Source organism: Natrinema salaciae (genome assembly GCF_900110865.1).
Taxonomy (GTDB): Archaea; Halobacteriota; Halobacteria; order Halobacteriales; family Natrialbaceae; genus Natrinema; species Natrinema salaciae.
Window position 1 is genome coordinate 43,341 of record NZ_FOFD01000001.1, and the last position, 23,867, is coordinate 67,207.

The following is a 23,867-nucleotide window of genomic DNA, read 5'->3' on the forward strand; positions in this document are numbered from 1 at the left end:
TCTGCGATCGGAAGGAAACCCGTTTACCCGGGCCGCGCGACGGACGGATAATGAGTACGAGTTACCGGATCGGACTCGTCGGCAAACCCTCCGTCGGCAAGTCCTCCTTCTTCAACGCGGCGACGATGAACGACGTGCCCGAAGGGGCCTACCCGTTCACGACCATCGACCCCAGCGTCGGCGAGGCCTACGTCCGCGTCGACTGCGCGGCACCCGAGTTCGACGAGGAGTGTACGCCGAACGTCGGCTACTGTGGCGACGGGACGCGGTTCGTCCCGACGAAACTCGTCGACGTGGCCGGGCTGATCCCCGGGGCGCACGAGGGCAACGGGCTCGGCAACCAGTTCCTCTCGGACCTCAACGAGACCGACGTGCTCGTCCACGTCGTCGACTTCTCGGGGAAGACCGACGCCGAGGGCGAAGCGACGGAGGGCCACGATCCCCGGGACGACATCGCGTTCCTCGAGGAGGAACTCGACCAGTGGTATCTGGGCGTCCTGAAGAAGGGGATCGAGCGATACGAGACGGGGTACACCACCGAGGACGACGCCATCGAGGAGGAGCTCGCCGAGCAGATGAGCGCGTTCAAAACGAACGAAGACGAGATCAAACGGCTCGTTCGGCGCGTCGGCGTCGGCTTCGACCCCGACGAGTGGGACGAGGACGACCGCCTCGAGCTCGCCCGCGAGATCCGCAAGGAGACCAAGCCGATGGTCATCGCGGCGAACAAGATGGACACCCCCGAGGCGCAGGCGAACTACGAGGAGATCACTGCCGATCCGGACTACGACCACCTGACGATCGTCCCCTGTAGCGCCCACGCGGAGAAGGCCCTGAAGTCGGCCGACAAGGCCGGCGTCGTCGACTACCGGCCCGGCGACGCGGGGTTCGAAATCACGGGCGACGTCTCCGACGAGCAGGAGCAGGGCCTCGAGCAGATCCGGGACTTCCTCGACGAGTTCGGCGCGACGGGCGTTCAGGCGGCCCTCGAGACCGCGCTCTTCGACGTGCTCGGCGTCACGCCGGTGTTCCCCGGCGGGGCGAACGGGCTGGGCAACGAGCGCGGCGAGGTGCTGCCCGACTGCTACCTGATCCCGCCGAACTCGACCGCCGAGGACTTCGCCTACAGCCTCCACTCCGACATCGGCGACGGCTTCCTGCACGCGATCGACTGCCGGACGAACCGCCAGCTCGGCAAGGACTACGAGGTCGAGTCGCGAGACGTCATCGAAGTCATCACCACGAACTGACGCGTCTCGACCGGTCGAATCCGACGCGCTCCTCGGACCCCGACTCGCGTCAGTCGAGCCCGGTCTCGACCGCCTCGAGCAGGTTCCGAAGCTCCCCGCGGCGTTTCCAGGCGGCGATCCGATCGCCGAAGGGAAGTGGTGCGGCGAGTTCGACCGCCGACCGGACCGTGACTCGCGTTCGCTCGGCGTCGACCGCATCGTACTCGAGCCAGGTTTCCATCTCCGAGAAGGGGCCGCGGTCGCTCTCTTGCGTGTAGTAGATCGTCCCGTCGCGGTCCTCGAACCGCAGCGGCAGCCGCATCCCGGGGCCGCTGGCGACGACGATAGTCGCGCCGTCTCGGTCGTCGACGGTTTCGACCGCGAAACTCCCCTCCGCCTCGACGATCGTCGCTGGCTCGAGCCGCGCCGACAGGTCGTCGGCGGAGACGTCGACGACTCGAGAGACCGTCACCTCGCGCATACCGGTCCGGACGCACGGGAGCGACGTAAAAACCGCCGACTGGCGCGACGCCGTTCGGTTACCGGCGACGACCGCCGTGAGGCGACAGGTTCTCGTCGCAGGCCCGCTATGTCCCGATAATGAGTCTGCGGTATCCGTCCACCTACCGGCCGACGAAACCCGACGTCGCGGTGTTCGTCTCCGGCGTCACCAGTATGGGCCTGGAGATCCTCGCGGGCCGGATCATCGCCCCCCAGTTCGGCAGCAGCATCTACACCTGGGGCAGTATCATCACCGTCTTTCTGGCCGCCCTGAGCCTCGGCTACTGGCAGGGCGGGAAGCGGGCGTCGACGGCGTCGAACCGGCGAATGGGCTGGATCATGCTCGGGACGGCGGGCTACGTCGCGATCGTCGTCTACGCGAGCGATCAGCTGTTGCTCACGGCGTCCGCGATGCCGCTGCCGGCCCGGTACGCCTCGCTCCCGGCCGTGCTCATCCTCTTCGGCCCGCCGACGTACCTGCTGGGCTTTATCAGCCCCTACGCGGCCGAACTCTCCCAGAAGGAGGGGACCGGGGAGGCGTCGGGCCACGTCTACGCGCTGGGCACCATCGGCAGTATCGTCGGCGCGGGCGCGACGACCTATCTCCTCATTCCGTCGCTCGGCATCGACGCCATCGGACTCCTGTTTGGATTCGTCCTCGTCGGCACCGCGTTCGCGCTCACGCTCCCGGCGCTCGCACCGAAGCCGGCGGCAGCCAGCGTCGCCATCGCGGTGCTGCTCGTCGTCGCAGCCGGGATCGGTCCGGTGGCGTTCGACCATCGCGGCGATGTCGTCTACCAGACCCAGACGCCGTACCAGGAACTCGAGGTCATCGACAACAGCGATACGCGGACGCTGTACCTCGACGGGGCTCGCCACAGCGCGATGGATCTCGAAGATCCGGACCGACACGTCTTCGAGTACACGCGCTACTTCCACCTCCCGATGCTGATGGTCGACGACCCGGACGAGGTCGAGAACGTGTTGTTCATCGGCGGGGGCGGCTATACGGGGCCGAAGGACTTCGAGCGGAAGTACGACGTCAACGTGGACGTCGCCGAACTCGATCCCGACGTGACCCGAGCCGCGAAGGACCACTTCCGCCTCGAGGAGAGCGAGAACCTGACCGTCCACACGGCGGACGGAAAGCAGTTCCTCCGGGACACCGAGACGAAGTACGACGTGATCGTGCTCGACGCCTACCAGAAGGATCAGGTCCCGATCCACCTGACGCAACTGGACTTCATGGAGCTGGTCGAACAGCGGCTGACCGACGACGGGGTGTTCCTCGCGAACGTCATCTCCGCGCCCAGCGGTGTCGGCTCCGAGTTCTACCGGGCGCAGTACAAGACCATCGACGAGGCGTTCGCCTCGACCTACAGCTACCGAACGTCGAACTGGGACTCGGTGCAGAACATCGAAGTCATCGCGACGAAGGCCGACACCGACTTCACCGACGCGGAACTCGCCGAGCGAAACGAGAACCGCCAGCTGGGGATCGATCTGAGCGACGAGGTCAACGCCTCGATGAGCGAGCCCAACACCGACGGCTTGCCGGTGCTGACCGAGGACCACGCGCCCGTCGATTCCCTGCAGGCGTCGACGGTCGGCCAGGAGTACGTCATCGAGCAGACGGAGGACGAGCAGACGGACCCCGAACCCGCGTCGATCGCCGTCGCGCCGGATCAATCCGCGCTCGCGCGACCGGTACCGGGACTCGAGGCGGCACCGGCCGGCCCGGTATCGCCCGGTCCGCCGCCGGCGTAGCTTCGGACGACGCCGCCCCGACGGCCCGTCAGTCCGACAGCGTCTCGAGTTCGAGCGGCGTCGCGGTCCGCCAGTAGTGGTCCAGCGAGTCCTCGGCCCACGAGCGCACGGCGTCGTCGTCGGTGTCGACGGAAGCCCGCAGAATGCCGTTCTCGTCGCGCAAGAGCAGGTAGACGATCTCGTCGACGATCATGATCGCGATCGGGACCCCCTCCTCGCGGACCCGGAGCTCGGCGTCCTCGGCCGCGAGCAGGCGCTCGAGCTGTCCGCACAGCGCCGAGTCGTCGGCGAGGGCGTCGATCGCGCTCCGGCCGAAGACGCCTCTGAACTGCTGGTTACCGTCGGTGACGCGCTCTCGAACGACGCGCAGAGTCTGTTCGTTGAACGTGTGGGAAAACGTCCGGACTGCGACGCCTTCCCGGAGGAAATCGAGCAACCGGGCCAGCGGCGCGTTCGGCCGCGTCGCGCTGGGGACGGTGATCGTCGCGTCCGAGAGCCGCCGGAGGTCGAAGTCCATCGCGTGCGTCGGCAGGTAGTCCACGATCTCCCGGAGCTTCTCCTCGGTCTCGAGGATCTCCCGCAGGTCGGTGAACCCCTCCGAAACCAGTCGACCCGTCGCGGTCGCGACGTACTCGCGACCGTCGTGTCTGATCCACGACCGGTCCTCGAAGTCGCCGAGAATCCGCCCCAGCGTCGCCTGCGAGGCGCCGGTCGCGTCCGCCAATTCGTTTCGCGTGCGTCGTCCCGCCGAGAGTAGCCCGAGCACCTCGACGCGGTTCGACGAAAGAGCGAGGAACTCGATCTCTTCGAGCGCCGATTCCATACGGCCTTCTCGTGGTTGCGTCGGTAAACCGCTTTCGTAGCGTGAAACTATTTCACGACCTGCGGCGGTGTCGCGGCACCCGGTTCTTTCCCGGCCCGCCGTCGTTTCTTACCGTGAAACTATTTCTGAACGAAACTATAACCCCGGAGCTCGTACGGTTGAGTACGATGATTTTCGCTATTCGTGTGTCGGCCGCGTTCGGTCCGACGCACACGGTCCCGCCGGAGGTGACGGCGTAGATGGTCTCTCGTCGCACCGCCGCCTTCTTCGCCCTCTCGAGTCTGCTCTTCGGCGGCACGTTCGTCGCCGCGAAGGCCGGCCTCGCGTATTTCCCGCCGCTGCTGTTCGTGGCGCTTCGGTTCGACGTCGCGGCCGTCGTCATGCTGGCGTACGTCGGGCTGACGTCGTCGCGGTCCGAACTGCTCCCGCGGACCCGCGGCGACGTCGGCGGGATCCTCGCGACCGGGGTGCTCGCGATCGGCCTGACGAACGCCTTGCTGTTCGTCGGGCAAGGGTACGTCTCCAGCGCCGTCGCCTCGATCGTCTACAGTCTCAACCCCATCATGACGCCGGTGTTCGCCGCGCTCTTGCTCTCCGACGAGCGGCTCTCCCCCCGCGGCGTGGCGGGCATGGGACTCGGTCTGCTCGGCGTCGGCCTCGTGGTCAGTCCCGATCCCGCGAACCTGCTCGGCGGGGCCGTCGGCAAGGGAATCCTCTTCGTCGGCGCGATCGCCGCCGCGCTCGGCGCAGTACTGATCCGGCGTGCCGACAGCGACCTCTCGAGCACGGTCCGCGTCGCCTGGGGGCTGCCCTTCGCCGCGGCGCTGTGTCACCTGCTGGCCTGGACGGGCGGCGAATCGATGGCGGCGATCGCGTGGTCCACCGAGGCGGTCCTGGCGCTTGGCTACGTCAGCATCTTCGCGGGCGTCCTCGCGTACATCGCCTACTTCGGCCTCATCGACGCGGCCGGTGCGATCCGCGCGAACCTGATCTTCTACGTCGTGCCCGTCGTCTCGACGCTCGGCGGGTGGGCGCTGCTCGACGAGACGATCGACGCGCCGGCCGTCGCCGGCTTCCTGACCATCTTCGCCGGCTTCGCAGTGCTCGGGAGCAAATCCATCGACGTCCGTTCGCGGCTCCCGCGTCTGCCGGCCGACCCGCCGCTCTCCGACGACGAGTCGGCGGTCAGGGAGGAACCCCGCGGCTACCGCTCCGACTGACGGGGCGGCTCCGTTCCGAGCGGCTAGAACAGGGAGAGATCGCCGGTGACGCTATCGACGCGGTCGTCCGCCGCCGGCCCGACGGCCAGCGCGGTGACGGTCCCGGGCTCGAGTTGGGTGTGACCGGCGTCCCGGACGACGGCGGTGGGGATCCCGTCTCGCTCGGCGATCTCCGAGAGTTCGTAGAGTTGGCGCTCGCTCTCGCCTTTCAGGACGACTTTCTTCTGCCCGCCCTGCTTCCACTGGTCCCGCAACTGGCTGTCGGCCTTCTCGTAGGCCGACAGCGACGCGTGAGCGACCTGCGCGGCGAGCTTTCCCTGTCCCATGCCGATGTCGGTGCGGGCGACGATGGCCTGTTTCATGGACGACTCGAGAACGGGGACACCTTTAGCCGTACCTATGTCGGCGACGAGAGCACCACCGAACCGGTCCCGGGCTGTGACCGGTTCGGGATGGCTGATCGGCGGTCGAGCGGGTTCCGAACTGACGGCCGCGTCGGTCCGAGCTGACAACTGCGGTCCCGGCCGAGCCGAATCAGTGAACGATTTCGCTGTCCGGAAGGAGGTCCCGTTCCGTCCGTCTCGCCTCCGGCCCCGCTTCGACGAGGGACGGCTCGTCGACCGGGTCGGAAAACCGGTCGGGATCCGGCTCGACGCGCTCGAGCATCACGGAGAAGACCGATCCGCGGCGGCCGCCGGCCGAGACGATACCGCCGTACTGATGATCCTCGAACGAACTCTCGTCGGGGTCCGGGAACTCCTCGCGGATGATCTCCGCCGTCTCTCTGAGGTAGTCCGCCGCCTGCTGTTGGGAGTACAGACTTTCCTCGTAGTAGGTCTCGGCGTACTCGTCGAGCTCTTCCGAGGAGTGTTCCGGCGACTCGTAGCGAATCGACTTCCGCGTGGTGTACCCGCTCGCGAATCTGATGTTCATCGTGAAGCTGTCGGGGTAGCGGAGGATGAGGGGGGAAAACAGCATGTCCGTGATGGTGGTTCGCTGTTGGATTCGCCACGCCCCCTCGAAGTAGTACGCGGCGAGCGCGCCGATCCGATCGTCGCGCTCGCCGCGGTGGTACGCCATCGCGACCTCCTCGTAGTTGTCACCGGCGATCCGTCGGAGTCGCCGCTCGAAGCTCTCGGCGATGCGCTCCCGTTCCGCTTCGTAGGCGTCCAGCACCGATATTGCCGGATCAGCGAGCAACTCCGCCTTCCGCACTCGAGCGTCCGCCACGGTCATCATGTTCTCGTGAAAGATCCGCTCGGCCTCGTGATCGGACAACGGTATTCTGACCGCTCGCTGGTGCAGAACCCTCGTATCACCGTTGAACCGGTCCTGCTTCCCCTCCATGCGCCGCCTTTCGAGATGCGGGGTTATAATCGATTAGGCCGTCGAGAATGGACGTTCAGATCGGTAATAGGTTCCGGCAGTATCGGCTGCGGACGCTTCCGCATCCCGTCCCCACCTTCGAGAGGGGGCGCAACGAACCGAACCGTGCGATCCGTTCGCGGCCGCCGGACCGAACGTGGACCGAGGAATTTAGGGCCCCGTACTCGCTCCTACTCCGTATGATCCTCTCCGACGCGGACATCCTCGAGCGCCTCGAGGCCGGCGACCTCGTCGTCGATCCCCTCGACGACCCGGAACTGCAGATTCAGCCCGCGAGCGTCGACCTCCGGCTGGGACGGGAGTTCCTCGAGTTCCAGCGGACGAACATCCCCTGCATTCACCCGAACTCCGAGCAGGAGGTCGACGAGTACGTCACCGAAACAGTCGTCGACGACGGCGACGACTTCATTCTCCACCCGGGAGACTTCGTCCTCGGGACGACCCACGAGCGCGTCGAGATTCCGGCGGACCTGATCGCCCACGTCGAGGGCCGGTCGTCGCTGGGACGGCTCGCGGTCGTCGTCCACGCCACGGCCGGGCTGTGCGATCCCGGCTACCGCGGCCAGATCACGCTCGAACTCTCGAACCTCGGCTCCGCACCGGTCGCGCTCACGCCCGGCATGCGCATCTCGCAGCTCACGTTTACCGAGCTCAAAACGGCCGCGGAGCGGCCCTACGGGAGCGATCGCGGCTCGAAATATCAGGATCAGGACGGTCCCCAGGCCTCGCGCATCCAGAGCGACGACGAGTTCGGGGGCGATCAGCTCGAGCGCGAGGAGTGAACCGCCGGTCGGGAGTCAGTTCTCGAGCCGTTCGTCGCGGTGGGAACCGTCCGACCGATCTCTCCCGCAAACGACGACCGCCACGAGCAACTCGGTCGCCTCTCGAGCGCTCCCCCGCTCGCCCTGCCGACAGGCTGTTGCAGGCACCACCGCCTTGCCTCGAGTCGCGAAAGCTGCCGGTATGTGTGCCACGTTTACGGACGACGACGTCGACAAACCCGTCGAGAACAGCAACGGCGAGACGGTCGGGGTCGTCGCGGCGGTCGAGGGGGACGTCGTTCACGTCAGACCGGACCCGACGGTCGTCGATTCGGTCAAGTCCTCGCTCGGATGGGAGAAGGGCGCAGCGGAGATCGTCGCGTTCGATCGCAAATCGATACGGGAGATCACCGACGATGCGGTCCTGCTCGAGGGATCGTTTCCGATCCGGGACGAGCCGACGGCCGACGCGAGCGCCGATCGGGGTGAGTCGTCGGAGGGAACACCGGAGACGAACCCCGCCGACGAGACGAAGCGGAGCGACGCCGACAGCGACGACGAATAGCCCCACACCAGCGGGAGCCGACCACTGCGCCGTACTTCGCCGGGCGATCTACTAAGATCCTCCTCGTGATACGAACAACGGCTATGGACTGGACAGACGAGAGCGGCGGCGTCGAGGGCGTCGACGTCGCCGGGCCGTCGAACGCGGAGTCGATCGTGTTCGTACACGGCGCAGTATTCACGCGGAAGATGTGGCTGCCCCAGCAGCGCGAGCTCTGCGAGGAGTTTCACACCGTCGCCCCCGATCTCCCGGGCCACGGCACCCGCGCCGGGAACCCGTTCCGGATGGAGCCGGCGATCGACGTCCTCGAGGACACCTTCGAGCGCCACACCGACGGCTCGGCGGTGCTCGTCGGGCTCTCGCTCGGCGGCTACGCGGCGACGGAGTTCGCTTACCGCCATCCGGATCGCGTCGACGCGCTGGTGCTGTCGGGGAGCAGTGTGAATCCGACGGGGAAGATGGACCTCGGCACGCGGCTGACCGGCGGGCTGTCGCGGCTCCTGACCAAACCCGATATCGGGAAACGTGCCGTCGAGAAACTCGCGGCGCGCTGGGTGCGCAATCGGAACCTCTCGCCGGATATCGAACGGGAAATCATCGACGCCGGCTTCTACCCGAAGCAGTTCGGCGACGCGGGGCCCGACATCGCCGGCGTGGACTTCCGAGCGAAGCTCTCGACCTATCCCGGTTCGACACTGGTGCTCAACGGTGAGAACGACAAACTCATGCGCCGCGGCGAGCAGGCCCACGCCGCTGCGGCACGTGACGGCCACGTCGAAGTGCTCGCGGACGCCGGTCACATCTGTAACCTCCACCGACCGGCCACGTATACGGACCGGGTTCGACGGTTCGTTCGCCGAGTCGCGCCCGCCCAACAGTAGGTGCAGCCGTCGGCGTGCTCGCCCGTCGTTGCTCGCGGATCGTCGATCGCCGACAACAGCGCCGCCCGAGCAGCCGCAGTGGATCGCTCGCGAGGAAGAGCCGCGGGACCCAGCGCAGATGTGTCTCGGTAGCTCTAGAATTGGACCGAGAACCGTCGAGGAGCGGCCGAGCGAGCGATTTCAGGAGCGTCGGTCACCGATCGCGTTTCGGAGGCGGCCCGGAAGCCCGAGCACGGAAATCCCGAAGCCGAACAGGACCATCAGGACGTAGACGCCGAGCGTCGACGTCCAGACGACGAGCATCGAGAGGATCGCCCAGGGGCCGTCGAGGAAGTAAAACGCCGCGATCGACATCGCCGTCCCGTAGAGCAAGACGAGGTACGGTCCCCAGTCCTGCGCGTGGCCGCGTCGCACCCGTCGCCGAACGTAGCGTTTGAGATCGCCCTCGAGCGATTCCTTTCGGACGGTCCTGTTCTCGACGTCGTCTTCGAAGGCGTCCACGCGGTCGCGCAGCCGCTCGATCTCCTCGCGGAGGGCTGCGGCGTCGCTCGAACGATCGCGCGTCCGGGCGCTGGCGCTCCTCGCGGTCGCACGGTCGCTCGCGCGGTCCTCCGTCGCCCCCTCGTCGGCACCCGTAGCGTCGTCGGTCATCGCTTCTGTCGAAATCTGTCGGTGTCCGGGACTTTGTAGCTGCCGATCCACTTCACGGTTGGCGAGGACCGCGTTGACCACCGCCGCGAAGACGAGGATGATCGCCCCGACGTACAGCCAGATGAGGACGAGAAAAGCGGCGCCGAGTGCGCCGTAGATCGCGTACTCGGTGAGCAGACTGGCGTACAGCGAGAACGTGCGACTGAGGACGAACCAGCCGACCGCGGCGATGACGGTCCCTGGCGTCGCCTCGCGAACGCCCACGTTCGCGTTCGGAAAGACGACGTACAACGGCAGGAACGTGACGAACAATCCCAACACGACGAACAGCTGTCCGACGACGCCGATCTCGATCCCGGGGAGAAACCGGAACGCGAGCTCGAGCGCGCCGACCAGTGCGAGGCCGGCGGTGATGACCAGCGAGACGATCATCGCGTCCCAGATCGTATCGAGGAGCGATTTCTCCCCGACGGTACCGTACACCTGCGAGAAGGCCCGATCGAGGCCGCGGAGGACGCGACTCGAGCCCCAGAGCAGCCCGAGGATTCCGGCGACCGTCGCGCCCCGTCGACCGGTCTGGTCGGTGACCGCCTCCGTGAGCAGTTGCTGGGCCTGTACCGTGAGGACGTCGCTCGCGGCCGCGGTGAGTCGGTTGGCCAGGACGTCACCCCCGATCGACGCGGCGAGGCCGAGGGCCAGCAGCATCAACGGGATCAGCGAGAGGAACCCGTAGTAGGCGACCCCGGCCGCGAGCAACGTCAACTGCTGGTCCTTCGCGAGCCGAAGGACTCGTCTCGTCACGTCGAATCCCCGTCCGTGATCGATCACGCACGCTCTTTCGAGCGTCCCTGTCATATGTAATCGCACGGCACAGGCGCACAACGGACTGTTACGTCGGACCGCCCGGTCTCGCGTCCGCGACCCGGTGGCCACCTCGCGGTTGTAGTCTCCCGTTTCGGCGCGTACGCAGGGGCGTTCGGCGACGCCTCTCGATCCCGACCGCAGGATTCTTTCGTTCGTTGACCGATCGTATACCATGGATCAGCGACGCTGTCCGGACTGCGGCGTGACGATGGAACCGGTCACCGTTCGCGACGGCGAAGGGATGCGCCCGTCCATCGCGACCGGGAAACGCGACGGCCTCCTGGGGAAGATCGGGCTGCAAAACACGACGAAACTGCAGGGGGTCTGCTGCCCCGAATGCGGACTCGTCCGCCTGTACGCCGACGTGCCGTAACTCGATCAGTCGAGGTTCCCCTCGGTCGCCGTGCGGATCTCGCCGACGCTCGCGTCCGTCTTGAACGTCGTCCCCCCGTAGTGGGCTCGAGACGCCGCGTAGCCCGCGTCGCGAAGGTCGGCCAGGAACTCGTCCATCGCGTTCGCGGGCAGCCCCCAGTTCCGACAGAGCTTGTGCTGGTCGTAGTGGGTCGGTTCGTCGAGCTCCGCCGCGAGCGTGTCACAGAGCTCTCGAGCCTCGGGTGCAGTGTCGAACGTATAGGGGATTTCGTCGCGAACCGCGGCGATGAACGTCGGGTCCTGGACGGGGCCGAGCCAGACGGGACCGGCGGTGAGCAGCCGATTCCCGCCGCAGTGGGGACAGGTCTCGACCGGATCGGCGATCAGACCGGGCTCTGTCTCCCGGTAGAGGCAGTCTTCGCAGTGGTAGCAGTGGCCTAACTCGTCGATCGCCCCGTCGGCCGACGTGGCCTTGTGTTCCAACTCGAGGTAGGTCCGGACGTAGTGGCTCGTCGCGTGGGTCAGGATCGGCTCGATACCGACGTCGAAGCGGGCGGCACTGCGTGCGAGCGCGGAGATGAGAATCCGCACGCCCATCTCGGCGTGGTAGTCCGTGTTGCGGGGGACGGCGGAGTACGAGCGGACGCCGCTGTTGAAGTGCGCGCCGCACAGCGGCGCGGTGTCGGTCGCGGTGACGCAGACGAGGTCCCGACAGTTCGCGAACGCCGCGTCGGCGAACGGCATCGGCGTCCCGTACGGATCGAGGTCGATCACGTCGAATGGCTCGTCGTGCATGAGGGAACTGACGTTGCGGTGGGCGACCCGCGCGTCGTCACAGCCGTTTCGCTCGAGGTTCGCCCGGGCGAGATCGACCGCTTCCTCGTCGACGTCACAGCAGGTCACGTCCCAGCCGTCGGCAGCGGCCCGAACGCCGCGAACGCCGCTCGCGGTCATCGCGTCCAGATACGACGTGGCGCGCTCCTCGCGTTCGCGGTAGGCTCGAAGCGTCGCGATCGTCAGATCCCGGTTCAGCTCCTGTCGCGGATTGTAGAAGACCGCCTCCTCGATGCCGTCGGTCTGTTCCCCGGGGACCTCGAGTTCGACCCCGCCCTCGGTGACGCGCATACCACGTCTCGTCGGTAGCGGGCGAAAAACCGTGTGGTCTCGGATGGGTGCCGGCGGGCGACGCCGAGGGTGCCCGCGCGGGGCTCACTCGTCGCAGGCGTCGGTCGCCGGTAACGTCACCGAGAACGTCGAGCCGCCGCCCGGTTCGGACTCGACCCGGATCTCGCCGCCGTGGCGTTCGACGATCCGCTTACACAGCGCGAGCCCGATCCCCGTCCCGTCGTACTCCTCGCGGCTGTGCAGGCGCTGAAACACCTCGAAGACCCGATCGGCGTCGGCCGGATCGATGCCGATCCCCTCGTCGGCGACGGACACCGTCCAGTTCGAACCGCTTCGCTCGGCAGTGACGCGAACGTGCGGCGGTTCGTCGCCGCTGTACTCGATCGCGTTGCTCACCAGGTTTTGAAACAGCTGTCGTAACTGGTTCCTGTCGCCCTCGACGCAGGGTAACGCCGCCGTCTCGAGCGTCGCGTCGCTTTCGGCCAGTGACACTTCGAGATCCTTCCTGACGGTCGCGAAGACGGCCGCGAGGTCGACCGGTTCGGACGAACCGCCCTGCGTCCCGACGCGGGAGTATTCGAGGAGTGCGTCGATCATCGTGCGCATCCGCTCCGCACCCTCGACGGCGTAGTCGATGAACTCCCGGCCGTCCGCGTCGAGCTCGTCGCCGTACCGGGTTTCGACGAGCGTGAGGTAGCTCGTGACCATTCGGAGGGGCTCTTGCAGGTCGTGGGAGGCGGCGTAGGCGAACTGCTCCAAGCGCTCGTTCGACGCCTCGAGTTCGCCGTTGGTCTCCTCGAGTCGCGCTTTGATTCGTCGTAGCTCTCGGTTCCGACGGTCGAGTTCGTGGGCCCGCGTTTTTGCCAGCGCGTCGTTGATCCCGACGCCGAAGCCCGCGACGCTCCCGAACGCCGTGAGGACCAGCACCGCTCGCAGCGGATCGGTCACGCTCTCCGCGGGCTCGAGTTGGTAGACGACGAGTATGCCGAGCAACAACCCGAGTCCGCCGAGACACCAGCGGACGACCGTCGGATAGAACTCGGGACGGACCTCCGTCCGGGGCAACCGATGGCTCCCGTACAGGAGCACCAGGCCGGGGACGCCGATGAAACTCGCGACGAGGACGACGTTCGAAACGGGGCTCCCGCCGACCAGCCGTTCGAACGCCCACCCGATCGCGAGCACGACGTAGAGGCCCCCGATCGCCTCGATTGCACCGTTGCTCCCGAGAGGGAGCGTGACCCGGTTCCGTGGGACCATCGGCGTTACTCGGTGTCGCGTCTATTTTGGGGTTCCGCTGGCGTTCAGTTACGACGAATCTCGACCGATCCGTCACGTCACACGGCCGAGCGCGGTGCGACGCTCGAGCCGGTTCCGCCCGACTTCGTTCGGTCCCATCGTCCGGCTTCGTTCGGTCCCATCGTCCGACTTCGTTCGGTCCCATCGTCCGGCTTCGTTCGGTCCCATCGTCCGACTTCGTTCGGTCCCATCGTCCGGCTTCGTTCGGTCCCGCTCCAAACCGCGCGCAGGGAACGGCCGTCGTTCCACCACCGCGCGGCGACAACCAAACCGATTTTACAGTTCGGTGCACAGTCACGGACGTGTCGGAGGCCAACCCCGTCGAACGATGGCAGGCCGCTCTCGAGGAAGCCGGCGAGCTCACGCCCGAACTCGTCGGCGAGATCTCGAGGATCCACGGCGACCGCGGGGTTCGCGCCATCGAAGCGGTCGGCGAGAACCGCGTGAAAGCCTACCGCGACTTCACGATCGTCGTCGGCTACGACGACGAGTACATCGTCGAGGACGGCGGCTGTACCTGCAAGGACAGCGAGTACAACCTCGACGCCGACGATCCGACCGAGCGCTGCTGGCACTCGCTGGCGGTCGCGATCGCTCGCCGGGTCGGCCACGTCGACTACCACGACATGTGGTACTCGGAGGTTCGCGAGTTGCTGTAATTAGATTACTACTGTCTCGCACGGAATCGGAGGACTGTTACTACTCGGATTCGTTACAGGCCGCAATAATGACCTCTGGATCGTCGATTAATCGGTTCTCCATGTAGTTGCCTTTCCCTCTTCCTGCCCACTTGCGTTCCTGATCGATGATCGAGAGAAACTCGAGTTCCGAGAGGATATCGCGGACACGACGGAGTTTCAAGTGGTCGGATTTGTCCCGATCACTGAGTCGCTTGTAGAGATCGTACGCTTCGTTCGTCGTCACGGGCGCGTTGTCACGCTCTTTTTGTTGCGTAAGCAGCGCCATCGCCTCAAGAACTAGTTTCGCGTGACTCGGGCTCTTGGAGATGAGTTCAGCCAGCCGGCTGGTTTCTTCGCGTTCGTGAGCCTGATCGACGCATGCCTCCGTGACTGAGTCGCGATCGTTCTCTTCGGCGATTTCGCCGGCGAAGCGGAGAATGTCGATCGCTTTCCGCGCGTCACCGTGTTCGCGAGCAGCGAGCGCTGCAACGCGTGGTACGACACCCTTCTCGAGGACATCATCGTGGAATGCGTCGGAACGCGACCGGAGAATCTGTTGGATCTGAGTCGCATCGTACGGCGAAAAGACGTATTCTCGCTCGCAGAGGCTCGATTTGATCCGCTCACCGAGTGAATCTTTGTATCGGACTTTATTCGAGATACCGATGACGCCGATCTTACTCTCGGTCAGTTTGCCAGATTCGACTGCTCGTGAAAGTTGCATCAGGATCGCATCGTCTTCGATCTTGTCTACCTCGTCCAGATTGACATCCTCCCCGCCCTGAAGAGCGAAGATTCCCGAGCGTTGGGATATTAGGGTTCGCAACCTACCTGTTCCCTCGGGTGGAACGACCCAGAGGTTTGGTTGAACAGGTAAACTACTGGCCGTGCCAAACGACCGTTACTCATATCCCCGGTTGGGGGATTCTGAGTTATCTTTCTGCGAATATTCACCGCACCGTTTACGTCCGCGTTCATCGTTGCACCACACGACTTACAGACGTACAGCCCACGCTCCACACGATTCGAGTCACGCTTCCGGCCACAACACGAGCACGTCTTTGACGTATCCCGCTCACTCTTTCGGTCAACGAGGATACCGTGTTCCTCTGCTTTGTATTCGAGCAAGCGAGTGAAGCGGTTGAACTCCCATCCGTGGAGTTTCTTGTTTCCACGCTTGCCCCAGTTCCGAGCGTCACCGTTCTCGTCCTCTCGAATATCGCTTAAGTTACCGATGGCGATGCGACCGGCTTCGTGGTCGATGCACTGTCCAACGATGTGCTTGGCGAGTGCGTGCAGGAAGTGGTCTTTCCGACGCGAGAGTTTCTGCCGGGCGTGAAGGGCACGGCGTGACGGACCGTTCTTGCCCTCGGTGTCGTACTCGTCACGAGTGAAGTAGTGCTTGTCCTGCTTCAGTACGTTCCCCGGATACAGCTCAGCATCTCCATCATCGTAGGCGATGGCGAGGTAGTTCTTGATGCCGAGGTCGATGCCCACCGTGTTGTCGCCGGGAGCGTCCTTGACGGGTATTTCGACCTTGCAAACGAGATGAAGTACCCATTCATCGCCGTTCCAGACGGCTCGTACTTGCTGAATGTTCTCCACAACCACATCAGGCCGCGTTTCGTACTCGCAGAGGATGAAGTCCGAGCGGTGGTTCTTCAGGTTGAATCCTTTGCTCAGACGGAGTTTGTTGTGTGTGGGATCGCGCTTGATGCCTTTCTGCTTCCACGTCACGGTGGAACGCGGGTGTTTGTCGCCGTGTTTGCGATAGCCCGGTGGGTTGGCGTCCTCGTCTCCGCGTTGGCGTGCTTTGTACCAACTGGTGAACGACTCAGCAAGCTCTTCGAGAACTCGCTGACTTGACTGAGAATGCAGGTCACTGTATCGTTCGTGTTCCTTGAGTTCGGATTTGAGTTCGCCGTCGTCGGGGATTTCCCCGTCTTCGTCCCATCGGCCTTGCGTGTAGTATCGGGCGACGTTCCACAGTTTCGACGCAGAGAACCCACAGTCATCGAGGTCGTCGCTCACTTGGGAGTAGTTGACGATTTTCGCTCGGTAGGTGCGGGTTGTCTCCAACATCGGACTGTGTTCATAACTAGTTATGAGAAATCATATATTAAAAGTAACGACCGGGCGTGGAATATCCGGCGATGCTATCGAGCGTGGTTAGTGGAGGTGTTGTCGGCTGTATCCCCGCCCTGAAGGGCGGGGTTTTAGCCTTGCGACTTCGATAAGTCCGCCGAACTACTCCGTTTCGAACCCCGAATTTCCGCTGTATATGTCCAAAATGGGCCCTCTAGGATTCGAGTCGTTTGTTCTCCACCCCTCGATGCCGCTGTATTCGGAGACGCACACCCCGTGGTGCCGCTGTAAGACTTCAGCGATGTGGGGCCACCGGAAGCGAACGTTTCTTGGAGAACATCCCGTGAGTGAGGGACTCTAAAACCCGATCCGATAGGTCGCCATGACGGCCCCGATCAACTCGAGCGGCGAGTTTGCGTTCGAAACCGACCGGATCCATCCGCGTTCAAAACACTCAGTGGACGATGACACAGTAATAATACATAATGCTACCGTTCTTCGAATCGATCAATAGAAGAGCCGAACCATCCACTCAATTGAATCGAACATATTCGAAGAAAATACCAGGTTACAGGCCACGTCCCGGAGGCTTACAGCGGCACTGAGGGGTGCGTCTCCGTCTTCGTACGCTCCCGTATTGGCCCTCCGATCTGACAAAACGGTCAGATCGAACCGAGTCTTTGAGCGACTCAAAACGAGTCGTTTGGTTGTCACTTCACCTATCGTTTCTGGATCGATTACTCCTCGGCGCAGATCTCGACGAAGTTCCGCAGAATCTGGAGCCCCGTCTCACCGCTCTTCTCGGGGTGGAACTGCGTGCCGAAGACGGTGCCCGCCTCGTTCGCGACGATCGAGGGGAACTCGCGTTCGTACTCCGTCGTCGCGACGGTCGCGTTCTCGTCGTCGGGGGCCGCGTAGTAGGAGTGGACGAAGTAGGCGTACCGCCCGTCGACGCCCTCGACGAGCGGGTGCTCGCGCTGCACCTCGAGTTCGTTCCAGCCCATGTGGGGGACCTTCTGGCCCTCGGCGAACCGGACGTTGGTCCCGGGAATCAGATCCAGTCCCTGGACGGCCGACTCGCCGTCGTTGTCGCCCTCCTCGCTCGTCGTGAGCAGCATCTGCATGCCGAGACAGATGCCGAAGAGCGGGGTCCCGCGCTCGGCGACCTCGAGGAGATCCTTGCGGAGCGGGTCGGCGTTCTCGACGCCCTCGCGGAACGCGCCGACGCCCGGCAGGACGACGCCGTCGGCCGCGGCGAATGCCGCGGGATCGTCGGTGATCTCGACGTCGGCACCCGCGCGCTCGAGTCCGCGAGTGACGCTGCGAAGGTTCCCGAGCCCGTAGTCGACGATGACGACGGAGGCCAGCGCTTCCTCCTGTGGAGACGAAACGGTGCTCATACGTCTACTCGGCGGGGCGCGTTGAAGTGAATTACCATTCGGGCAACGATCCCCTTACTCGAGTCCTAGTCGATCGTTCGACGACTCGGCCGGTCCGTACTCGCCATCGTCGGTGCCGTCGACGCGCTGTCGTCGTCGGTACACGTAGTACCCGATCGCCGGAACCGAGAACAGGTACGGAATCGCCAGTACCGCCCCGGCGACGTGAACGAGTCCGAGCGCGCCCGCGAGCCACGGGTTCGGATTCCACGCCGGATGATCCCGAAGTGCGAGCGCATCCATGATCAGTGCCACCGCGACGACGGCGGCGAACAGGTACGACAGCCAGCTGGCGAGGACGGTCACGGCGAAGGAGGCCAGCCCGATACCGACGGACTCCGCGTCGGCGCTCCGCACGAAGAGGCGGAATGCGGCGTTGGACATCAGCGTCGAGAGTGGTGCGATCGGAAACAGGTACACACCGTATCGCCACGCTGGATTCGCGGGGACGGCGGAGTCGGGCGCAGGGGACATCGTCCCGGATATTGACAGTCCGAACTAATATACTCGGTGAACTGTCCTCTCCCCGTTCGGATTCGCCGAAGCCGCCGCGTCGGCGACCGATCGCCGACCGGTCGCCGACGGGGTCGCGTCCGGCCGTTCAAAAGCCGTCCAGTCGCGACTGTCCGCCCTCGCTGTCGTCGACGCCCGCCAGCTCCGCCGCCCGCTGCAGCGCGTTCTCGAACGTCTCCGCCTGGCTGCGATCGTACAGCGTCGCCGCCGGATGCACGCAGATCAGGAGTCGCCGCGGCGTGCCGTCGATCCGAACGTCCGCGAGGTCGCCCGCCTCCTTGGTGACCGCGACCGACCGCTCGAGGAGGTGTTCGCTGGGCACTTTCCCCAGCGTCACGATCACCTCGGGATCGAGCGCGGCGATTTCCCGCTCGAGGTAGCCCCGGCAGTTCGCGAGCTCGTCCGTCGTCGGATCGCGGTTCTCCGGGGGCCGACAGCGCACGCAGTTGCTGATGCGAACGTCAGTCCGATCGAGGCCGACGGTTCGGAGGCCGTCGTCAAGGACGGTGCCGCTGCGGCCGACGAACGGTTCGCCCTGCTCGTCCTCGTTGGCACCGGGCCCCTCGCCGACGAAGAGCAGGTCGGCGTCCTCGGGCCCGGTACCGTCGACGATCCGGCTCCGAGATTCGACGAGCGCCGGACAGCGCGTACACTCCGTGACACAGAGGTCCTCCATCTCTCCCATACTGGTTGCTCAGGCGGTCGCCTCCTACGTCTTTCGGGACGCACGCGTCGGCCGTGAGCGACCGGTATCCGCCGCTGGCGGAGGACGCGGATCGGTTTCGGCGGCTCGTCACCGTGAGTCGAGCGATCGAGCGTACGCGTACGAATCGGCCGCTCGGGCCGCCGACCGTGCGACGCGGATCGGCTCGGGACGGCCGCCGTCGGGCGTGAACGCACGGACGACCGCGTCCGCGTCGGCGGGCTCGAGACCGACGTGTCTGACGTAGACGGTTTCGTCGTTGACCGACAGGTCGCGTCGCTCCGGCAGCGCCCGATAGGTCGCGAGCCGCTCCGCGAGGTCGGGTCCGGAGAACGCCGCTCGGAGGCCGTCCTCGAGGCCGTCGCTCGCCTCGAACGTGACGGCGATCACTGGCCGATCGATCGCCTCGGAAATACGCGAGGGCTCGAGGACGTTGTACCACGCGGGGGCGACGGCGCCGAGCAGGACGTACCGGACGTCCGGGCGGCCGAACTCGTCGATCAGCCCGATGACCGCGTCGGTCGCGTCGGTCCCACCGACGGTACACGATCGATACGCGAGTCCGTCGAGGACGCGGTCGGCGCGAACGACGGCACCCGCGAGGGTGCTCCGATTCCCGCCGTCGCGGTACGATTCGGCGATCCCCAGCGCCCGCACCCCGGGCTTCATTCGTCAGTCGCTCTCGTCTTTGATTTCCTTGAGTCGATCGAGTAACTCGTCGCTGGACGCACCGTTTTCGAACTCGATGGTTCCGTCGTGGCTGTTCTCTCCCGATTTTACTGCGTCGTCGTCGTCAAAATCAGCGTCGACATCCTGTTGCTCGGATTCGTCGTAGCTCCCGAATCCCATACGGTGTTCACTACGGGATTCCGGTTGAAAAATTTCGTGGTCACCAGTTTATGATGGTTTCTAAAGCAGCTAACACGTTAGAAAGAGGTCTCAGTACGAATGGTCTGTCCATCACGTATAAGAAATCAGGAACGTAATGGGGTACTCGAGCGGCGCCGTTCCGTCCTGCCTCGATGGCACCGTTTTTGCCGTCGGCCGTCGAGTAGCCGGTATGGAGGTCTATCACGTCACCGAGGACGCGGAGACGTTCACGTGCAACGCCTACCTCGCCGTCGGCGACCGGACCACGCTGGTCGACGCCGGTGCGATGGACGGCGTCGTCGACGAGATCCGCGACCACGTCGACGAGCTCGAGGCCGTGGTCCTGACCCACCAGCACGGCGATCACGTCGCCCAGCTCGAGGCCGTCTGCGACGCCTTCGACCCCGCGGTGTACGCCTACGACGATCATCCGACGCGGACCCACGCGATCGACGACGGCGAGACGGTCCGGATCGGCGACGAGGCGTTCGACGTCGTCTTCACTCCGGGCCACGCCGACGATCACGTCTCGCTGGTCTCCGAGTCGTCGCTGTTCTCCGGCGACGTCGTCGTCCACGACGACGGCGCGTTCGACTACGGCAGCTTCGGTCGCACCGACATGGCCGGGCAGTCCCGCGAGCGTCTCATCGAGAGTATCCGCGACCTGCTCGAGCGCATGCCCGAGCGCGTCGAGCACATGTACGCGGGTCACGGCGGCGTCTTTCACGGCGACGTGCGCGACGTCGTCGAGACGGCGCTCGAGCGGGCCGAACGGCGCGAACCGAAGTACCCCGACGAGTGAGGCCGGTGGCTCTCGCCGCGGTGAACCGAGCGCCGAGCGGCCGCTGGTCGTCGCCCGGTGAGAGAACCGATATGAGAAGAGAGCGCTCGATTATGCGGCGCGCGGCTCCTTCGCCTTGGGGCGAAGCTTCGCGTAGCCGCACTTGCGGCATCGGTTGGCTCGCTTGGAGTTGCGAGCGTTACAGCGCATGCAGATCATCTTCTCGAGCATCCGTTTCTCAGCGGCGTCGAAACTGGCCATACCCGCCCTTTGCGCGTAGTGCATTTAACCGCTGTGATCCGGCCAGGGGGATCGATTCCCGCGGCGACGATGACGACGATCGAGAGGGATGGAGGGTCGGTGGACGGCGCTCGGGCCGGCACTGCGACCCGCGGTCGGCGGCGACCGCTGGCGACGGGAGTACGAGGCCGCTACGCCGTCACTCTTCGTCGGCCAGGTACTCCTCCTGGACCGCGACGACGTCGCTCGAGTCGGTACACTCGCTGTATCGGCGCAGCGGCTCCTCGTTGAGCGTCAGGAAGGTCTCGCCCCAGCGGAACGGCTCGAGCAGGTCCGCGGCCAGTTCCCAGTCGTCGAAGATACAGGCCGCGCCGGCGAGCGCTTCGACGGTGGTCAGCCGGAACGGGCGGCCGTAGTTGATCGGGTTCGCGGCGACGAGGAAGGGGAGCGCCCGGTGGACGCCGCGCATGCGGAACGACGCCGCCTCGGCGGACTCCCACGAGCAATCGAGGGCGACCAGCGTTCCCAGCCCCGCCTCGAGATCGGCCGGCGAGAGCGCCCGCTCGGCGTGGGGGTTGAGGACGACCCCGTACGGTACCTGGCCCATCGACCGGTAGAGGGTCGCCTTGTCGAACTTCTCGAGGCGACGCGCGGTACACTTCTCGGGGTCGTCGTCGCCCTCGTAGTAGACGTGACACTCCACGAACGCGACTAGGGCCCACCGGGAGAAAAGGACCGCGGAACGCGAGCGGACCCGCTGTCGCCGCGGCTACTCGTCGTGGATCGACTCGCCACGGTTGAGGCGTGCGGCGATCGTGAAGGTCTGCTCGGCCTGTCGCCGGGTCGGGAAGTGTGCGGCCATGTACCGGGCGGTCGCGATCAGCGGAACCCGCTGGCGGCGCTCGAGGTCGCGGTCGGTGCGGTCCGTCGGTTCGGCGGCGCTCGCGGCGAGATCGAACTGCCGGAACGCCGCCTCGAGGTTCTGGAGGGTGTGGAAGCCGGCGTCCTCGCGCAGGAGTCCGTGACCGAGCGTTCGCTTCAGGCGCGCGGGGTCGCCGCCGCAGTCGACGTACTCGGCGACGAGTCGCCCCGCGTCGTTCACTGCGCCCTCCCTGTCGAAGGTCTCGAGGAGGTCCTCGAGGATCGCCTCGGCGTCGCGGCCGGTGTCGTTCGCCCCGGGTTCGGGGATCGGTGCCGGCGGCGTGTTGAGGAATCGGTCGAGGTAGACGTTGAGGGCGGCGTCGAAGACGCCGCGGTAGAGTTCGATCGCGTCCGTCCGCCGCGCGCTCTGGTGGACGGCATTGGCGTACGTAAACGTGTGGTGGACCGTGTTCCAGTCGGCGAACTCGTTGGCCGTGCCGAACTGGGCGACGCGCGTCGCGGCGGCGTGGGCCACCTCCCCCGCGAGGGCGTCGGTCGTCGCCCCCTCGCGAACGGCCGTTGCGAGCGCGTCGACGATCGCGTCGGGGTCGTCCGATCGCAGGGTCTCCTGCAGTCCCGCCGGCGGCGACCACGACGCCCCGTCCCCTTCGCGCGCGAGGCGCTCGAGCCCGCCGGTCGCCGTCACGTCGCCCCCGTAGACGTCCTCGAGCAGCGTGACGAGGTCGACCGGCTGTCGCCACGCGGATCGTTCGTCGCTCCGGTCGGCGGTCACGAGCGGGTCGACCAGGCTCGCCAGCGTTCTCTCGGCGTGGTCCCACCCGACGTGCTCGAGGCTCTCGAAGGCCGTGTTGGCGAAGTCGAGCACGTGTCCGCTCGAGAGGTACGGGTGGTCGGTCGCGGCGGCGAACAGGAGTTCGGCGACCTCGGCCTCGGATCGACCCGTCGCGATGGCCGTTCGGAGGCAGCGTTCCGCGCCGTCGGCGTCGCGAACCTCGACGGCGTCCCGGAACCAGGATTTCAGCCGATCGAAGGCGACCTCGTCGGTCGAAAACGACGGCTGCTCGAAATGCGGCGGCTGATCGGCACAGTCGTCCGCGACGTGGCGAACGCCGGTGTACAGCGCTCGCTTTCGGTCGTCGGGGGCGAGATCGTCGATCACGTTCGCCATGCACCCGAGGATCGTTAATCCCGATCCCCACCCCGACTCCCGGTACGTGGTCCCGAAGGCGAGAGTCGTCGCCATCGGGTCGCGATAGTCGACGCCGGCGTCAAGTAGCCCGATCGTCGACTTCGCGACGACGAGCCGCAGGTTCTCCTCGAGCCCCGTCTCGAGGCGATCCGCCCAGTGCTCGTCGGGCGGTAACTCCCGGGACGGGTTCGGGTTCACGTAGACGGTCCCGTCTCGGATCGCGGTCGGGTACGTTCGGACGTCGTCGGCCCAGGGATCGAACGTGTCGCCACAGGAGAGTTCGAACCGGGCGTGGTGCCAGTGACAGGTGAGAATCCCGTCCTCGACGCTCCCCTCGGCGAGAGGAAACCCCATGTGCGGACAGCGGTTGTCGACCGCCCGAACCTCGTCCTCGTGGTGGAACAACACGATCGCCGCGCCATCGATCGTGACCAGTTCGCGGCCCGTCGCCTCGAGGTCGTCCAGCGGAACAGCCGGCCGGAATTCGTCCGTCGTCATATGGGATCGGTTGCCACACAACGACGTAAGCGTTCGCTGAACGCAGTTGTTGTAGCACGCATGACACGTCCGGACCAGTCAGCAGAGTGGCACGCTTTTGGTGATCGCGACGAAAGGGCGGATATGGATGCGGCCGCTCTCGTTCGGCGGTACTACGACGCACTCGACGAACACGCGTACGACGCGCTCGAGCGACTCCTCTCGCCCGACTTCGTCCAGCGCCGTCCCGACCGGACGTTCGAGGACCGCGCGGCGTTCGTCGCGTTCATGCGCGCGGAGCGGCCGAACCCCGACACCAGCCACGAACTCGAGTCGGTGATCGTCGAGGCCGATCGCGTCGCGGTCCGCGGCCGCGTGATCGACGACGGGACGACGCTCTTCGAGTTCGCGGACTTCTTCGCGATCGAGGCCGGGAAGATACGCCGTCTCGAGACGTACTCGCGGTGACGTCGGTGTATCCGTCACGCCGATCGATTGGGGAGCCGTTCGATGGACGTCCCGACCGCACGTTGCGCGCGGGGAGAGGGTTTATTTAATTGATAC

27 protein-coding genes and 1 pseudogene are annotated in these 23,867 nt (G+C 65.6%); 10 read left to right on the forward strand and 18 right to left on the reverse strand.

From position 1 onward, the window contains the following. Positions 1-50: 50 nt before the first annotated feature. Positions 51-1,250 carry a redox-regulated ATPase YchF gene (locus BMX07_RS00255; protein ID WP_090611624.1) on the forward strand — a complete coding sequence of 400 codons (1,200 nt, stop codon included), beginning with the start codon at positions 51-53 and terminating at the stop codon, positions 1,248-1,250. A gap of 49 nt (positions 1,251-1,299) precedes the next feature. Here BMX07_RS00255 and BMX07_RS00260 read toward each other — a convergent pair whose 3' ends face one another. Next, the gene (locus BMX07_RS00260) at positions 1,300-1,710 is read right to left on the reverse strand and encodes a polyketide cyclase (RefSeq protein ID WP_090611627.1); all 411 of its coding nucleotides are present in this window, start codon (positions 1,708-1,710) and stop codon (positions 1,300-1,302) included. A gap of 119 nt (positions 1,711-1,829) precedes the next feature. On the opposite strand from BMX07_RS00260, the gene BMX07_RS00265 reads away from it, so the two are divergent. Next, on the forward strand, positions 1,830-3,497 hold the full coding sequence (locus tag BMX07_RS00265) for a spermidine synthase (RefSeq protein ID WP_090611631.1): 1,668 nt from the start codon (positions 1,830-1,832) through the stop codon (positions 3,495-3,497). A 28-nt stretch (positions 3,498-3,525) separates the two neighbouring features. Here BMX07_RS00265 and BMX07_RS00270 read toward each other — a convergent pair whose 3' ends face one another. Then, positions 3,526-4,320: a helix-turn-helix transcriptional regulator gene (locus BMX07_RS00270; RefSeq protein WP_090611634.1), complete on the reverse strand. Its 795-nt coding sequence runs from the start codon at positions 4,318-4,320 to the stop codon at positions 3,526-3,528. 239 nt (positions 4,321-4,559) lie between these two features. Here BMX07_RS00270 and BMX07_RS00275 point away from each other — a divergent pair, with 239 nt between their 5' ends. Continuing rightward, positions 4,560-5,540 carry a DMT family transporter gene (locus BMX07_RS00275; protein WP_090611637.1) on the forward strand — a complete coding sequence of 327 codons (981 nt, stop codon included), beginning with the start codon at positions 4,560-4,562 and terminating at the stop codon, positions 5,538-5,540. A gap of 23 nt (positions 5,541-5,563) precedes the next feature. Here the strand turns inward: BMX07_RS00275 and pth2 are convergent, their stop codons facing one another. Continuing rightward, complete coding sequence (pth2, locus tag BMX07_RS00280) at positions 5,564-5,902, reverse strand: peptidyl-tRNA hydrolase Pth2 (protein ID WP_090611639.1); 339 nt, start codon at positions 5,900-5,902, stop codon at positions 5,564-5,566. Positions 5,903-6,074: 172 nt separating this feature from the next. Beyond that, positions 6,075-6,887: a hypothetical protein gene (locus BMX07_RS00285; RefSeq protein WP_090611643.1), complete on the reverse strand. Its 813-nt coding sequence runs from the start codon at positions 6,885-6,887 to the stop codon at positions 6,075-6,077. 218 nt (positions 6,888-7,105) lie between these two features. On the opposite strand from BMX07_RS00285, the gene dcd reads away from it, so the two are divergent. Continuing rightward, complete coding sequence (gene dcd / locus BMX07_RS00290) at positions 7,106-7,708, forward strand: dCTP deaminase (protein WP_090614700.1); 603 nt, start codon at positions 7,106-7,108, stop codon at positions 7,706-7,708. Positions 7,709-7,723: 15 nt separating this feature from the next. Here the strand turns inward: dcd and BMX07_RS25365 are convergent, their stop codons facing one another. Continuing rightward, positions 7,724-7,855: a hypothetical protein gene (locus BMX07_RS25365; RefSeq protein ID WP_281246908.1), complete on the reverse strand. Its 132-nt coding sequence runs from the start codon at positions 7,853-7,855 to the stop codon at positions 7,724-7,726. Positions 7,856-7,889: 34 nt separating this feature from the next. On the opposite strand from BMX07_RS25365, the gene BMX07_RS24930 reads away from it, so the two are divergent. Together BMX07_RS24930 and BMX07_RS00300 are read left to right on the forward strand one after the other, a co-directional pair. Then, positions 7,890-8,252: a hypothetical protein gene (locus tag BMX07_RS24930; RefSeq protein WP_245742012.1), complete on the forward strand. Its 363-nt coding sequence runs from the start codon at positions 7,890-7,892 to the stop codon at positions 8,250-8,252. 83 nt (positions 8,253-8,335) lie between these two features. Further along, positions 8,336-9,133: an alpha/beta fold hydrolase gene (locus BMX07_RS00300; RefSeq protein ID WP_090611646.1), complete on the forward strand. Its 798-nt coding sequence runs from the start codon at positions 8,336-8,338 to the stop codon at positions 9,131-9,133. Between the two features lie 180 nt (positions 9,134-9,313). Here the strand turns inward: BMX07_RS00300 and BMX07_RS00305 are convergent, their stop codons facing one another. Further along, positions 9,314-10,639 (reverse strand): YihY/virulence factor BrkB family protein, encoded by a 1,326-nt coding sequence (locus BMX07_RS00305; protein ID WP_090611650.1) that lies wholly within the window; start codon positions 10,637-10,639, stop codon positions 9,314-9,316. 181 nt (positions 10,640-10,820) lie between these two features. Here BMX07_RS00305 and BMX07_RS00310 point away from each other — a divergent pair, with 181 nt between their 5' ends. Further along, positions 10,821-11,021 carry a hypothetical protein gene (locus tag BMX07_RS00310; protein WP_090611655.1) on the forward strand — a complete coding sequence of 67 codons (201 nt, stop codon included), beginning with the start codon at positions 10,821-10,823 and terminating at the stop codon, positions 11,019-11,021. 5 nt (positions 11,022-11,026) lie between these two features. Here BMX07_RS00310 and BMX07_RS00315 read toward each other — a convergent pair whose 3' ends face one another. After that, positions 11,027-12,145, reverse strand: coding sequence for a tRNA (guanine(26)-N(2))-dimethyltransferase (locus BMX07_RS00315; protein ID WP_090611659.1), 1,119 nt, complete (start codon positions 12,143-12,145; stop codon positions 11,027-11,029). 84 nt (positions 12,146-12,229) lie between these two features. Beyond that, entirely contained in the window at positions 12,230-13,405 is a 1,176-nt protein-coding gene (locus tag BMX07_RS00320; RefSeq protein ID WP_090611667.1) for a sensor histidine kinase, read from the reverse strand. 341 nt (positions 13,406-13,746) lie between these two features. On the opposite strand from BMX07_RS00320, the gene BMX07_RS00330 reads away from it, so the two are divergent. Beyond that, complete coding sequence (locus BMX07_RS00330; RefSeq protein WP_090611675.1) at positions 13,747-14,103, forward strand: hypothetical protein; 357 nt, start codon at positions 13,747-13,749, stop codon at positions 14,101-14,103. A 40-nt stretch (positions 14,104-14,143) separates the two neighbouring features. Here BMX07_RS00330 and BMX07_RS00335 read toward each other — a convergent pair. The 7 genes and pseudogenes from BMX07_RS00335 to BMX07_RS00365 form a co-directional block, all read right to left on the reverse strand. Continuing rightward, positions 14,144-14,887, reverse strand: a pseudogene (locus tag BMX07_RS00335) (cell division control protein Cdc6); the annotation flags it as partial. 50 nt (positions 14,888-14,937) lie between these two features. Next, on the reverse strand, positions 14,938-16,206 hold the full coding sequence (locus BMX07_RS00340; RefSeq protein WP_090611678.1) for an RNA-guided endonuclease InsQ/TnpB family protein: 1,269 nt from the start codon (positions 16,204-16,206) through the stop codon (positions 14,938-14,940). 740 nt (positions 16,207-16,946) lie between these two features. Next, positions 16,947-17,609: an imidazole glycerol phosphate synthase subunit HisH gene (hisH, locus tag BMX07_RS00345; protein WP_090611682.1), complete on the reverse strand. Its 663-nt coding sequence runs from the start codon at positions 17,607-17,609 to the stop codon at positions 16,947-16,949. Between the two features lie 54 nt (positions 17,610-17,663). Beyond that, positions 17,664-18,032: a hypothetical protein gene (locus BMX07_RS00350; RefSeq protein ID WP_245742014.1), complete on the reverse strand. Its 369-nt coding sequence runs from the start codon at positions 18,030-18,032 to the stop codon at positions 17,664-17,666. Between the two features lie 217 nt (positions 18,033-18,249). Further along, entirely contained in the window at positions 18,250-18,846 is a 597-nt protein-coding gene (locus tag BMX07_RS00355; protein WP_090611692.1) for a uracil-DNA glycosylase, read from the reverse strand. 108 nt (positions 18,847-18,954) lie between these two features. Beyond that, positions 18,955-19,533 carry an endonuclease dU gene (locus BMX07_RS00360; protein WP_090611695.1) on the reverse strand — a complete coding sequence of 193 codons (579 nt, stop codon included), beginning with the start codon at positions 19,531-19,533 and terminating at the stop codon, positions 18,955-18,957. Between the two features lie 3 nt (positions 19,534-19,536). Next, entirely contained in the window at positions 19,537-19,713 is a 177-nt protein-coding gene (locus tag BMX07_RS00365; protein WP_090611699.1) for a DUF5786 family protein, read from the reverse strand. 211 nt (positions 19,714-19,924) lie between these two features. Here BMX07_RS00365 and BMX07_RS00370 point away from each other — a divergent pair, with 211 nt between their 5' ends. Then, entirely contained in the window at positions 19,925-20,536 is a 612-nt protein-coding gene (locus BMX07_RS00370) for an MBL fold metallo-hydrolase (RefSeq protein WP_090611705.1), read from the forward strand. Between the two features lie 90 nt (positions 20,537-20,626). Here the strand turns inward: BMX07_RS00370 and BMX07_RS00375 are convergent, their stop codons facing one another. The 3 genes from BMX07_RS00375 to BMX07_RS00385 all read right to left on the reverse strand — a co-directional run bounded on the left by BMX07_RS00375 (position 20,627) and on the right by BMX07_RS00385 (position 23,324). Further along, positions 20,627-20,776, reverse strand: coding sequence for a 50S ribosomal protein L40e (locus BMX07_RS00375; protein WP_090614703.1), 150 nt, complete (start codon positions 20,774-20,776; stop codon positions 20,627-20,629). A 178-nt stretch (positions 20,777-20,954) separates the two neighbouring features. After that, entirely contained in the window at positions 20,955-21,458 is a 504-nt protein-coding gene (locus BMX07_RS00380) for a DUF367 family protein (protein WP_090611709.1), read from the reverse strand. Between the two features lie 66 nt (positions 21,459-21,524). After that, on the reverse strand, positions 21,525-23,324 hold the full coding sequence (locus tag BMX07_RS00385; RefSeq protein ID WP_090611712.1) for a Rieske (2Fe-2S) protein: 1,800 nt from the start codon (positions 23,322-23,324) through the stop codon (positions 21,525-21,527). Positions 23,325-23,447: 123 nt separating this feature from the next. Between BMX07_RS00385 and BMX07_RS00390 the strand changes: the two genes are divergently transcribed. Next, positions 23,448-23,771, forward strand: a complete 324-nt coding sequence (locus BMX07_RS00390) for a nuclear transport factor 2 family protein (protein ID WP_090611720.1) — start codon at positions 23,448-23,450, stop codon at positions 23,769-23,771. Positions 23,772-23,867: the final 96 nt, after the last annotated feature.

What these genes read in the sequence shown, in the direction of transcription:
- BMX07_RS00255 (WP_090611624.1), top strand. Translation starts at nt 51, where the DNA reads ATGAGTACGAGTTACCGGATCGGACTCGTCGGCAAACCCTCCGTCGGC.
- BMX07_RS00260 (WP_090611627.1), bottom strand. Translation starts at nt 1,710, where the DNA reads ATGCGCGAGGTGACGGTCTCTCGAGTCGTCGACGTCTCCGCCGACGAC.
- BMX07_RS00265 (WP_090611631.1), top strand. Translation starts at nt 1,830, where the DNA reads ATGAGTCTGCGGTATCCGTCCACCTACCGGCCGACGAAACCCGACGTC.
- BMX07_RS00270 (WP_090611634.1), bottom strand. Translation starts at nt 4,320, where the DNA reads ATGGAATCGGCGCTCGAAGAGATCGAGTTCCTCGCTCTTTCGTCGAAC.
- BMX07_RS00275 (WP_090611637.1), top strand. Translation starts at nt 4,560, where the DNA reads ATGGTCTCTCGTCGCACCGCCGCCTTCTTCGCCCTCTCGAGTCTGCTC.
- pth2 (WP_090611639.1), bottom strand. Translation starts at nt 5,902, where the DNA reads ATGAAACAGGCCATCGTCGCCCGCACCGACATCGGCATGGGACAGGGA.
- BMX07_RS00285 (WP_090611643.1), bottom strand. Translation starts at nt 6,887, where the DNA reads ATGGAGGGGAAGCAGGACCGGTTCAACGGTGATACGAGGGTTCTGCAC.
- dcd (WP_090614700.1), top strand. Translation starts at nt 7,106, where the DNA reads ATGATCCTCTCCGACGCGGACATCCTCGAGCGCCTCGAGGCCGGCGAC.
- BMX07_RS24930 (WP_245742012.1), top strand. Translation starts at nt 7,890, where the DNA reads ATGTGTGCCACGTTTACGGACGACGACGTCGACAAACCCGTCGAGAAC.
- BMX07_RS00300 (WP_090611646.1), top strand. Translation starts at nt 8,336, where the DNA reads ATGGACTGGACAGACGAGAGCGGCGGCGTCGAGGGCGTCGACGTCGCC.
- BMX07_RS00305 (WP_090611650.1), bottom strand. Translation starts at nt 10,639, where the DNA reads ATGACAGGGACGCTCGAAAGAGCGTGCGTGATCGATCACGGACGGGGA.
- BMX07_RS00310 (WP_090611655.1), top strand. Translation starts at nt 10,821, where the DNA reads ATGGATCAGCGACGCTGTCCGGACTGCGGCGTGACGATGGAACCGGTC.
- BMX07_RS00315 (WP_090611659.1), bottom strand. Translation starts at nt 12,145, where the DNA reads ATGCGCGTCACCGAGGGCGGGGTCGAACTCGAGGTCCCCGGGGAACAG.
- BMX07_RS00320 (WP_090611667.1), bottom strand. Translation starts at nt 13,405, where the DNA reads ATGGTCCCACGGAACCGGGTCACGCTCCCTCTCGGGAGCAACGGTGCA.
- BMX07_RS00340 (WP_090611678.1), bottom strand. Translation starts at nt 16,206, where the DNA reads ATGTTGGAGACAACCCGCACCTACCGAGCGAAAATCGTCAACTACTCC.
- hisH (WP_090611682.1), bottom strand. Translation starts at nt 17,609, where the DNA reads ATGAGCACCGTTTCGTCTCCACAGGAGGAAGCGCTGGCCTCCGTCGTC.
- BMX07_RS00350 (WP_245742014.1), bottom strand. Translation starts at nt 18,032, where the DNA reads ATGTCCAACGCCGCATTCCGCCTCTTCGTGCGGAGCGCCGACGCGGAG.
- BMX07_RS00355 (WP_090611692.1), bottom strand. Translation starts at nt 18,846, where the DNA reads ATGGGAGAGATGGAGGACCTCTGTGTCACGGAGTGTACGCGCTGTCCG.
- BMX07_RS00360 (WP_090611695.1), bottom strand. Translation starts at nt 19,533, where the DNA reads ATGAAGCCCGGGGTGCGGGCGCTGGGGATCGCCGAATCGTACCGCGAC.
- BMX07_RS00365 (WP_090611699.1), bottom strand. Translation starts at nt 19,713, where the DNA reads ATGGGATTCGGGAGCTACGACGAATCCGAGCAACAGGATGTCGACGCT.
- BMX07_RS00370 (WP_090611705.1), top strand. Translation starts at nt 19,925, where the DNA reads ATGGAGGTCTATCACGTCACCGAGGACGCGGAGACGTTCACGTGCAAC.
- BMX07_RS00375 (WP_090614703.1), bottom strand. Translation starts at nt 20,776, where the DNA reads ATGGCCAGTTTCGACGCCGCTGAGAAACGGATGCTCGAGAAGATGATC.
- BMX07_RS00385 (WP_090611712.1), bottom strand. Translation starts at nt 23,324, where the DNA reads ATGACGACGGACGAATTCCGGCCGGCTGTTCCGCTGGACGACCTCGAG.
- BMX07_RS00390 (WP_090611720.1), top strand. Translation starts at nt 23,448, where the DNA reads ATGGATGCGGCCGCTCTCGTTCGGCGGTACTACGACGCACTCGACGAA.